At 55.7% G+C, this 10,057-nt stretch carries 9 protein-coding genes; 7 read left to right on the top strand and 2 right to left on the bottom strand.

The window, feature by feature from the left end; all coding sequences use genetic code 11:
• Positions 1–257 precede the first annotated feature (257 nt).
• Entirely contained in the window at positions 258–1,328 is a 1,071-nt protein-coding gene (locus FDP13_RS21230; protein ID WP_143840355.1) for a L,D-transpeptidase family protein, read from the top strand.
• A gap of 180 nt (positions 1,329–1,508) precedes the next feature.
• Here the strand turns inward: FDP13_RS21230 and FDP13_RS21225 are convergent, their stop codons facing one another.
• Positions 1,509–2,243, bottom strand: coding sequence for a GNAT family N-acetyltransferase (locus tag FDP13_RS21225; RefSeq protein WP_143840354.1), 735 nt, complete (start codon positions 2,241–2,243; stop codon positions 1,509–1,511).
• A 100-nt stretch (positions 2,244–2,343) separates the two neighbouring features.
• On the opposite strand from FDP13_RS21225, the gene FDP13_RS21735 reads away from it, so the two are divergent.
• From FDP13_RS21735 to FDP13_RS21205, 5 genes are all read left to right on the top strand, one after another.
• The gene (locus tag FDP13_RS21735) at positions 2,344–2,499 is read left to right on the top strand and encodes a hypothetical protein (RefSeq protein ID WP_156127993.1); all 156 of its coding nucleotides are present in this window, start codon (positions 2,344–2,346) and stop codon (positions 2,497–2,499) included.
• A gap of 220 nt (positions 2,500–2,719) precedes the next feature.
• Positions 2,720–3,175 carry a MarR family winged helix-turn-helix transcriptional regulator gene (locus tag FDP13_RS21220; RefSeq protein ID WP_012771023.1) on the top strand — a complete coding sequence of 152 codons (456 nt, stop codon included), beginning with the start codon at positions 2,720–2,722 and terminating at the stop codon, positions 3,173–3,175.
• The gene (locus FDP13_RS21215; RefSeq protein WP_143840353.1) at positions 3,172–4,293 is read left to right on the top strand and encodes an HlyD family secretion protein; all 1,122 of its coding nucleotides are present in this window, start codon (positions 3,172–3,174) and stop codon (positions 4,291–4,293) included. The genes FDP13_RS21220 and FDP13_RS21215 overlap by 4 nt, the downstream gene beginning before the upstream one ends.
• A complete protein-coding gene (locus FDP13_RS21210) occupies positions 4,280–5,899 on the top strand; it encodes a DHA2 family efflux MFS transporter permease subunit (protein ID WP_027713066.1) in 1,620 nt (539 codons plus the stop codon). The genes FDP13_RS21215 and FDP13_RS21210 overlap by 14 nt, the downstream gene beginning before the upstream one ends.
• A gap of 101 nt (positions 5,900–6,000) precedes the next feature.
• Positions 6,001–7,497, top strand: a complete 1,497-nt coding sequence (locus tag FDP13_RS21205) for a mannitol dehydrogenase family protein (RefSeq protein ID WP_199886366.1) — start codon at positions 6,001–6,003, stop codon at positions 7,495–7,497.
• Between the two features lie 236 nt (positions 7,498–7,733).
• Here FDP13_RS21205 and FDP13_RS21200 read toward each other — a convergent pair whose 3' ends face one another.
• Positions 7,734–7,955, bottom strand: a complete 222-nt coding sequence (locus tag FDP13_RS21200) for a helix-turn-helix transcriptional regulator (RefSeq protein ID WP_027713068.1) — start codon at positions 7,953–7,955, stop codon at positions 7,734–7,736.
• Positions 7,956–8,408: 453 nt separating this feature from the next.
• Between FDP13_RS21200 and FDP13_RS21195 the strand changes: the two genes are divergently transcribed.
• Entirely contained in the window at positions 8,409–9,935 is a 1,527-nt protein-coding gene (locus FDP13_RS21195) for an MFS transporter (RefSeq protein WP_012771028.1), read from the top strand.
• Positions 9,936–10,057 lie beyond the last annotated feature (122 nt).

Raw genomic sequence — 10,057 nt, 5'->3', positions numbered from 1 at the left:
CCCTGACGGGCCAACGCGTTGCGTTGTTCAACACGCAATGCGTGTTGTCCTGCAACTCGAATTATTTTGGGTATATATACTCCGCGCCTGCGTATCCCGAATTATGGCGGGGAATATGGTGGGGAATAATGTAATTGATTGTACATCGGGTTTTCCTGCCGCCCTTCTGCACATATAATGCGCATCCGGACTTTATTGTCCGGATAACAACAATTCCTTTGCCGCAATGGCTTTTAACACTCAACAAAGACATGAAAATGAGTATTCGCGCGATCCTGACGTTAGTTGTGGCGGCGGCTGCCTTCAGCCAGACAGCACTCGCCGTGGTTTATCCGTTGCCAGCTCCGAATAGCCGGCTGGTAGGAGAAAATCTCCAAGTTACCATCCCCAGCGACAGCACCGATGCGCTGGAACACTTTGCCGCTCAGTACCAGATGGGCCTGAGCAACCTGCTGGAAGCCAATCCGGGTATTGATGTGTATCTGCCAAAACCCGGCAGCACCATGACGGTGCCGCAGCAACTGATTCTCCCGGACACCCCGCGCGAAGGCATCGTGATCAACAGCGCCGAGATGCGTCTGTATTACTTCCCGAAAGGTTCCAAAACCGTAGTGGTATTGCCGATCGGTATCGGCCAGCTCGGCAAAGACACCCCGATCAACTGGGTAACCTCAGTACAGCGTAAGAAAGAGCGCCCGACCTGGACGCCGACCGCCGCCATGCACGCGGAATACGCCGCCCGCGGTGAGTTCCTGCCCAAGGTTTATCCGGCCGGCCCGGACAACCCGATGGGGCTGTACGCGCTCTACATCGGTAACCTGTACGCCATCCACGGCACCAATGCCAACTTCGGTATCGGCCTGCGCGTCAGCCATGGTTGTGTGCGTCTGCGCGACAAAGACATCAAATACCTGTTTGACCACGTTCCAGTCGGCACTCGCGTTCAGTTCATCAATGAACCGGTGAAAGCGACGGTAGAGCCGGATGGTTCTCGCTATGTCGAAGTACATAACCCGCTGTCTCGTACCGAGGAAGAGTTTAACTCCGACACGCCGGCACCGCTGAAGTTGACCCCGGTCGTCACCAAAGTACTGGCGGATGCCAGTGTGAGCGAAAGCGCGGTGAATCAGGCGCTGCAAACTCGCTTAGGTATGCCGACGAAAGTGAACGGTGCCGAAGAAAACATCGCACCGATCGCGCCGGCTAACCCAGAGGCTCCGCAGGCACCGGTTATTCAGCAGACCAATACGCCGGCAACGCCGGATAATGCACAGCCGGTTGTTACCGACGCCGCACCGGTCGTCGCAACTGACGCAAACAAATCCTGATCTCTGGATGTTAATCCTTTTAACAGGGCGGCTTAGGCTGCCCTGTTTGTTTTGGGTTGATGGTTGATTCCTTGGCGTCACCTAATTTCATTCCGCGTGGCTATCATTGATATATACCCCAAATAATTCGAGTGGCAGGACAACACGCCGACATGTTGAACAACGCCCGCGTTGGCCCAGCTAACCGCGTCGACGACTCGAATCTTCCTTCATGATCAACTCCGTGAGTTTTTCAATCTGCCGGCCTTCTTCATCGAAATTATGTTCATCGAGCCACTGCGTGTACGCCGCCCGCAACGCGGGATATTCGCCGTCAATGATTGAATGCCACGCTGTATCGCGGTTGCGCTGATGTGTAACGATTGCCTGACGGAAAATCCCTTCGAACGTGAAGCCATAGCGCAACGCAGCGGCCCGAGAGGGAGCGTTTAGCGAATCGCATTTCCATTCAAAGCGGCGATAGCCAAGGTCTTCAAAAACGTACTTCAGCAGAAGCGACATGGCCTCCGTCGATAAACGCGAGCGTTTCATACGCGGAGAATACGTGACATAGCCAACCTCAATCACACCGTTTGGCGCATCAATACGCATGAGGGCAAGCGTACCGACCGCCTTACCGCTAACCTGGTCAACCACCGCATAATGCATTGGGTCGGCTAACGTTGCAGCAGCGGTTAAATAGATGCGATAAGCCTCGAACGTGTCAAATGGACCAACAGGGAGGTAGGTCCAATCACGCAAATCATGAGCGTCCTGATACGCGTCATAGAGATCGGCGGCATGGCGTTCAACATCAACGCGTTCGAGCCGGCAATAGCGGCCAACAAGAGCTTGGCCATCGGGAAGCTGCGCGCCTTGCCAGTCCGGCAGGGCGTTACCAATAGGCTGCCGGTACTCATTCAATCTAACGACCATTTATTTACCTTACTCTGGAGAGGTGTGAGTTGTTACCAACATAAGGCAATACTGGTATCTTAAAAAGGTCCACAAATCGTCACTTTTTTAGGTCCACGCCATGATTAACATCATCGGTGCTTTAGGGCCTGGCGCAGTCACACCGACAACAAAAGAAAACGGGCTCGTCATCGGCTACGGCAATACCCACGCAGAAGCCATCCCTGGCGCTGTGAGTACGCTTGCACAGCTGGTGCAGAAAGCCGCGCTTTCCTAACGGTTATTGCCATGACGTTGATTGATACCCCCCGCGGTCATCCCGCCGGTTCCTCTCTTCCCCTCAGGCTTGCCGCCCGTCATACACGATGATGTAAAGCGTGACTGAGATTCGCGGTCCATTGCACTGCTGTTTAGGCTTCACTTCACAAAATCAATTGACTTATCATTAGTTGACTTGTTAACTAATGACATTCTCATCTATTTTAACGGATCTCACCATGTCACAGACCGAATCCTCCGCTCGTCGGCATTTCGCCATTCAGTTGGGTCAAACCACTCGCCTGTGGCGCCGGGTTATTGACCGGGAATTGCAACCTTACGGATTAACCCAGGCCAGTTGGCTGCCGTTACTGTTCATCGCCCGTGAAGAGATGCCGACTCACCAGAAAGCGCTGGCCGAATCGCTGGGGCTCGACGCATCGGCCGTCGTGCGGGTACTGGATAATTTACAGAAACAAGGTTTTATCGAGCGGCGGGAAGGCAGCGATCGCCGTTTTCGCGAAATTCATCTCACCGCCGTCGGGCTTGAGCAGGTGAAAAAAGTGGAATCCATCGCCGGGCAGGTCCGTAATCAGGCGCTCGAAGGGGTATCGGAACCGGATATTCAACAGGTCAGTCGCATTATCGATCAGGTTATTGCTAATCTCTCCCGCAGCGAAAACGGTCTCTCATGAACAATCACGTATCCCGGCTGATAGGATTTCGGCGCCTTGGCCAACGCCAGCGTACTTTTTTACTGACGGGCGCTGCATTGCTGTTATTCGCGTTGCTGATACTGGCCTACTGGTTTCACCAGCGTTTCACGCACATCACGGAAACCGATGCACGCGTCATGGGAGAAGTGATTCCGCTGGCCAGCCGAGTGAATGGTTGGGTCACCGCCCGCCCGGTGATTGACGGCGATGTCATCCGCAAAGATCAGTTGCTGGCGCAGATAGATGATCGCGATGCCCGCCTGCGGCTGGCGGAACAGGAGGGGAATCTGGCCGTCGCCGACGCCCAAATCAGTTATAGTCAAACCCAGCGTCAGGTCACCGATCTCACCACGCAAGCCGCGCTGGACGAAGCGCGCGCGAAGCTGGCGTCAAGCGACTCCGCCGTCAATAATGCCGGTTATCAACTCAGCCTGGCGCAAAATAACTTCCAGCGCGACGATCAATTATTGAAAAGCAACCTGACCGCCCGCAAAACCTGGGACGAGTCGCACACGACACTGTTGCAACGTCAGAGTGAACTGCGCGAAGCCGAGGCTCAACGCGGCGCACAGCACGCAGCGTTGAATAACGCTCAGGCCCAGCGCAACACGTTGCAGGTGCTGGATAAACAGATTGAGATGCAGCGCCAGCAACGCATTGCCTTGCAGGCACAGGTCGATCAGCTCAAACAGGAGATCGCCGACCGGGCGTTACGTTCTCCGGTCGACGGTGTGGTAGATCGCACCATCGTCAATGTGGGCAGTTACGCCCAGGCCGGCCAGTGGATCATGCTGGTACACGACCCCCGCAATCTGTGGGTCGAAGCCAACATCAAAGAGACCGCCATCGGCCGGGTACGAGTTGGGCAGCAAGTGGATATTCAGGTCGATGCGTATCCGGACAAACAGATTAGCGGCCATGTCATACGGGTTGGCGATACGGCGACCAGCCAGTTTGCCTTGCTGCCGAGCCCCAATCCCTCCGGCAACTTCACCAAAATTACCCAACGTGTGCCGGTACGTATCGCGCTGGATGATCCCAACAGCGGCCTGAAACCGGGTCTGATGGCGGAAGTAAGCATCAATGTCGCCGATTGAAGCCCAGGCCGCACGTTTCGGCTATCGCTATCGCTGGCTGGCGACCGTCACCATCATGCTCGGCACCATCGCCACCACCGCCACGGCGACCATCGTTAATGTGGCGATGCGTGACATCATGGGCGCATTCGGTATGGGGCAGGATCAGGCGCAATGGTTATCCACCGCCTTTCTGGCTTCGATGACCGCGACCATGCTGATCACCGCCTGGACACTGGAGCGTTTTGGTTACCGCGCCACCTATGTCGGCTCGCTGGCGGTGTTCATCGCCGGTAGCCTGCTCGGCACCTTCAGCCAGAACAGCACCGAGGTGATCGTTGCACGAATTCTCCAGGGTGGCGCCAGCGGCGTGATCCAGCCACTGGCGATGATCATCATCTCGCAGGTATTTCCCGTGTCGGAACGCGGTAAAGCGATGGGGATTTACGGCGTCGGCGTGGTTCTGGCGCCGGCACTGGGGCCGGCTGCCGGCGGATTAATGGTCGACCAGCTCGACTGGCGCGCCGTGTTCATGGTGGTGGTGCCGTTTTGTCTGGCCGGGATCGCCGCCGCATGGGTTATTCTGCCGGGCAAAAGCGCACAAACCGGCGGTTCGCCGCGCCGCTTCGATACCATAGGGTTCATTCTGCTGGTCACGGCGTTAACCTCGCTGCTGGCCGGGCTATCCAATGGGCAGCGTGAAGGCTGGGGATCATTTTTTATTCTCTGCCTGCTGACTACCGCGGTAATCTCAACACTGGCGTTTATCATCCGCGAGTTCACCACACCGTATCCGCTGCTGAGTCTGCGGGTATTCGCCAACCCGGCGTTTACCTCCGGCTGCATCGTGGCATTCGCTCTGGGAGCGGGCATCTACGGTTCAACCTATATCATCCCGTTGTTTGTACAAAGTATTCAGGGCTACACGCCGACGCGCTCCGGCTTGCTGCTGATGCCTGCCGGACTGGCGCTCGGCATGGTGTTCCCACTGGCGGGGGCGCTCAGCGACAAGCTCAAACCGCACCTGTTGGTGATAGCAGGTTTACTGCTGTTCGGGCTATCTTGCTGGCTATCCAGCGCGGCGGATACCGATACCCCCTTCTGGACCATGGCCTGGTGGATAGTCATCGGCCGCGTTGGGCTTGGGGTGATGTTGCCCGCCATGAATGCCGGCGCGCTACGGGCGTTGCCGCCGGCACAATTGGCGCAAGGCGCAGGGAGCCTGAATTTTATTCGTCAGTTGGGCGGCGCCATGGGCGTCAACCTGCTATCGGTTTTTATTGAACGACGCGCGACGTTTCACGGCCAAATGCTGGCACAATCGCTGACGCTGGACAATATTCGCAGCACCGACGCCATCCGCCAGCTTGGCCTGCTGTTTAGCCACGGCGGCAATCCGCTCGGCGAGCCGCTGAGCACCCGCATCAACCCCGGCATCATGACCTATCTGGAATCGGTGTTAACCCCCAAAGCACAGATGTTTGCCTATCTGGATGGCTTTTTTATGGTGGCGATGTTCTTTTTTCTGGCGATCTTACCCGCCTGGTTTATTCGGCCGCGCCCGGTGCTGAACCCTACGCCGTCATCGGCAGCCATCGCCGTGGATAACGCCAAAGCCCCAACATGACTCTGTGAAGCGTCTTCAGAACGCGCCAGATGACAGTTGCCGCCCAGCCGAAAGACCGCTAAGGTTGGGCGGTTAATTTTTCCTTTTTCAGGACGCCAGCTATGTCCAGTAACAGTTTGTCCGGCAACGAAAAAAATCTGTCCAACACGGGACTTCCCACCACCGTGCAACAACCTTGCTATGACCGCCAATCGTTAAAACCCCGTATCGTGCATATTGGCTTCGGTGCCTTTCACCGCGCACATCAGGCGTTGCTGACCGATCGGGTACTCAATCGTCAGGGCGGCGACTGGGGGATCTGCGAGGTGGTGTTATTCAGCGACGATACGCTGATTTCCGCCCTGCGCCGTCAGGATCACCAGTTTACCGTGCTGGAAAAAGCCGCTCACGGCAATCAGGCCATTGTGGTGGGCGCGGTCTGTCAATCGCTACACGCCCGAGTGGAGGGGATCGCCGCGATTCTGGAACAACTGGCGGACCCTGTCGTGGCGATAGTATCGCTGACCATCACCGAAAAAGGTTATTGCCGCGCAGGCAACAAAGGCGAGCTTGATTGCGACAATCCGCTGGTACAGCAGGACATGGCTAATCCGCGTCATCCTTCGTCAGTGCCCGGATTACTGGCCGAAGCGCTGCGCCTGCGCCGTGACCGCGGTATCGCCCCTTTCTCGGTGCTTTCCTGCGATAACGTGCCGGAAAACGGCAAAGTCACCCGTCAGGTCGTGATGGATGCGGCGCGTCTGCAAGACCCCGCGCTGGCGGATTGGATCGCCCGGCATGTCACTTTCCCCAATACCATGGTGGACCGTATCGTGCCGGCCGCCACGCCGGAAACGCTGAATCAGATCGCCGATGCCATCGGCGTCGCGGATCCGTGCGGTATCGCCTGTGAACCGTTTATTCAGTGGGTGGTGGAAGATAACTTTGTGGCCGGCCGCCCTGACTGGGAACTGGCGGGGGCGCAATTGGTCGATGATGTACTGCCGTTTGAAGAGATGAAACTGCGTATGCTCAACGGTAGCCACTCTTTCCTGGCTTATCTCGGCTATCTGGCAGGCTACGAGCATATCAATAATTGCATGGATGACCCGCACTACCGGCAAGCGGTACGCCACCTGATGTTGCAGGAACAGGCGCCGACGTTACAGGTAGCCGGCGTGGATCTGCCCGCCTATGCCGATCAATTGCTTGAGCGTTTTTCCAACCCGGCACTGAAACACCGTACCTGGCAGATTGCCATGGACGGCAGCCAGAAACTACCGCAACGCCTGTTGGCATCACTGCGCTGGCATCTGGCGCGCGGCAGCGACCATCGCGCCTTGACGTTGGGCGTAGCCGGCTGGATGCGTTACGTCGGCGGCATTGACGATGCCGGTCAGGCGATTGATATCCGCGACCCGCTGGTCGCCACGTTGCAGCACATCGTCGGCACCACCGGGGACGATGCAGAGCGGGTCCGCGGTTTGCTGTCTATCAGCGCGCTATTTGGCGATGAATTGCCTAGCAACGCCGCCTGGGTAGCGGAACTGACCAGCGCGTATCTGTCGTTGCGCGACAACGGCGCCAAGGCCACCGTCGCCGCACTGTTCAACGCCTGAGCCTGAGCCTGAGCCATACCGAACGGTATGGCTCACACAGCGTGCAACAGCCACCCCATGCGCCACGCATCGGCAGCCAGTCCCTTGCGCGGCGTTTTTCGTTCTGATATCCCAAAAGGCGCAGATGCGGCACAAGAGTGGCTCTTCTCGACGTATTCAGGTTGCAGCTCAATCATGAAACACCGGCTGCACAGCGCCTGAGATCGCGCATCGTCTGCAATAAGGTGGCTCAGGCTTTACTTTTCCGGCAAGGGCTCCGGCAAATACTCCAGCACATCACCAGGCTGGCAGGACAGCGCCTCGCAAATGCTTTGCAATGTATCGAATCGGATACTTTTCACTTTGCCGGACTTCAGCAATGAAAGATTCTGTTCAGTAATGCCGATCACCCGCGCCAGCTCTCGGGACTTCATCTTCTTTTGCGCCAGCAGTACATCCAGCCTGATAATGATTGGCATAACTCGTCTTACCAACAATTTACTCATGACCGATAAAATACACCGCCTGAGCAGGTGAGATAAATCACACTTTTTGTGGCACACCCCCCGAAAGATCACAAGCCGCTCACAATTCATCGCTGTTTTTTACAATTGTTCTTGCTTTTTGCCTGCTTGCACGGCGAAATAGCGATGATAGTTTCGCCACTTCCCCCGGCGCTATCGTTCCTGTCATCAATCAGTTTTATCGTTTAACGATAAAAAAATGCCTCAGACCGGTAAGACATTACATGTTACCGGTCGATATCTATGATCAAATTAAAAAAACTTATTTCATGATCTCCATGACAGATTCCTATTAAAAGCCGTCAGGAGCGGGATGGCTAGTTTACTTTTGTCGCGAACAGGCAAATGATAAGAACATGAGTTCATTTCAAATGAAATAATGTTTTAATATTGTTAGGCGAATTGATCATGAGTAAACCTATTACGTTCAAACACACGTTCTGCTACGGCAGCGCGAACTTGCTGGGCAGTGGTGCTTTAGCCATCAGTGGCGCCTGGCTAATGTATTTCTATACCACGTTCTGTGGCTTGTCCCTGGTTGAAGCCGCGGCTATTTTCTCCGTAGCCAGCGTCATCGACGCCATCAGTAACCCGATTATGGGTTACATCAGTGATAACTTTTACAATACGCGTATCGGCCGTATCTTCGGTCGCCGTCGCTTCTTCATCCTGCTCGGTATTCCGATGGTGCTGGTCTACCCGATGCTGTGGATGGAAGGCTTGGGCTTCTGGTACTACTTGTCGACCTACGTGCTGTTCGAGCTGATCTACACCTCCATTATGGTGCCGTACGAAACGCTCGCGACCGAAATGACCACCGACTTCAAAGTTCGCTCCAAACTGACGGGTTCCAAGGCCATCTTCGGTAAAGTCGCGAACTTCCTGGCGGCATTTATCCCGGGCCAGTTCATTGGTATCTACGGTAAAGACTCCGCCACGCCGTTCTTCTACACCGGTCTGGCTTATGGCTTCATCATGTGTGCGGCGATGATCGCCCTCTACTTCACCTCCTGGGAACGTTCACCGAACGAAGTAGCGCGCGAGCACACCCAGAACCTGTGGCAGTCACTGAAAAAACTCAGCATCGACATGGCCTCCACTTTCCGTCTGCGTATCTTCCGTAAACATCTCGGCATGTACCTGTTCGGTTTCGGTGCTGAGTGGCTGTTCGCTTCCGCCTTCACTTACTTCATCGTCTTCGGCCTGAAGCAAAGTACGGCGGTCGTTTCTCAGCTCAACAGCTTCAGTTCGATCATGCAGTTTATCTCCACGTTTCTGTTCATCGGCATCTGCGTGAAAATGGGCTTTGGTCGCCCGTACCGCCTGGCGCTGATGGTGGTAATCGTCAGCGTGATCGCCTACGCAGCGCTCTATTTCACTGGCTGGTCTCAGGAGATGACCATCATCGTCCTGTTCGGTATCACCGCTATCTTCGGTTTGAGCACCGGTGGTATCTACTACATTCCGTGGACGGTTTACACCTTCCTGGCGGACGTGGATGAAGTGTTGACGGGCCGTCGCCGCGAAGGGATTTACGCCGGCGCCATGACCTTTGCAGGCAAAATGGTACGTTCCGTCATCGTCTTCGCGATGGGTTGGATTCTGAGCCAGTTCGGCTTTGTTTCCGGCAAAGCGGCACAACCAGAAAGCGCAGTACTGGCGATTGTCGGCGTGTTCTCTCTGGGTGTTATCGCTCTGGCGGTGGTCGCTATCTACTTCAGCGCCCAAATGCGTCTGGATCGTAAGAATCATATGATTCTGCTGCAGGAAATTGCCCGCATCAAAGCAGGCGGCGCTATTGCAGATGTTCCGGCGGAAGCCCGTGCGGTTGCCGAAGAGCTGACCGGCTGGAAATACGAACAGTGCTGGGGTAATAACCCGCTGGGTATGCAACAGGAAGCAACAGAACCGGTAGTTGCAACCTCGTCTCGTTAAGACGTCTTTACCTTCAGTCTATCATCACGACAATGCCGCCTACCGGGCTAACACCGTTCACTTAAGGTGTTTTGAGTGAACGGGATACTGGGTTTTTGAGATCCGAACGGCCCTCGCTTTGG

Source organism: Dickeya sp. ws52 (genome assembly GCF_007210685.1).
Taxonomy (GTDB): Bacteria; Pseudomonadota; Gammaproteobacteria; order Enterobacterales; family Enterobacteriaceae; genus Dickeya; species Dickeya chrysanthemi.
This window is presented reverse-complemented; position numbering and strand designations above follow the sequence as displayed.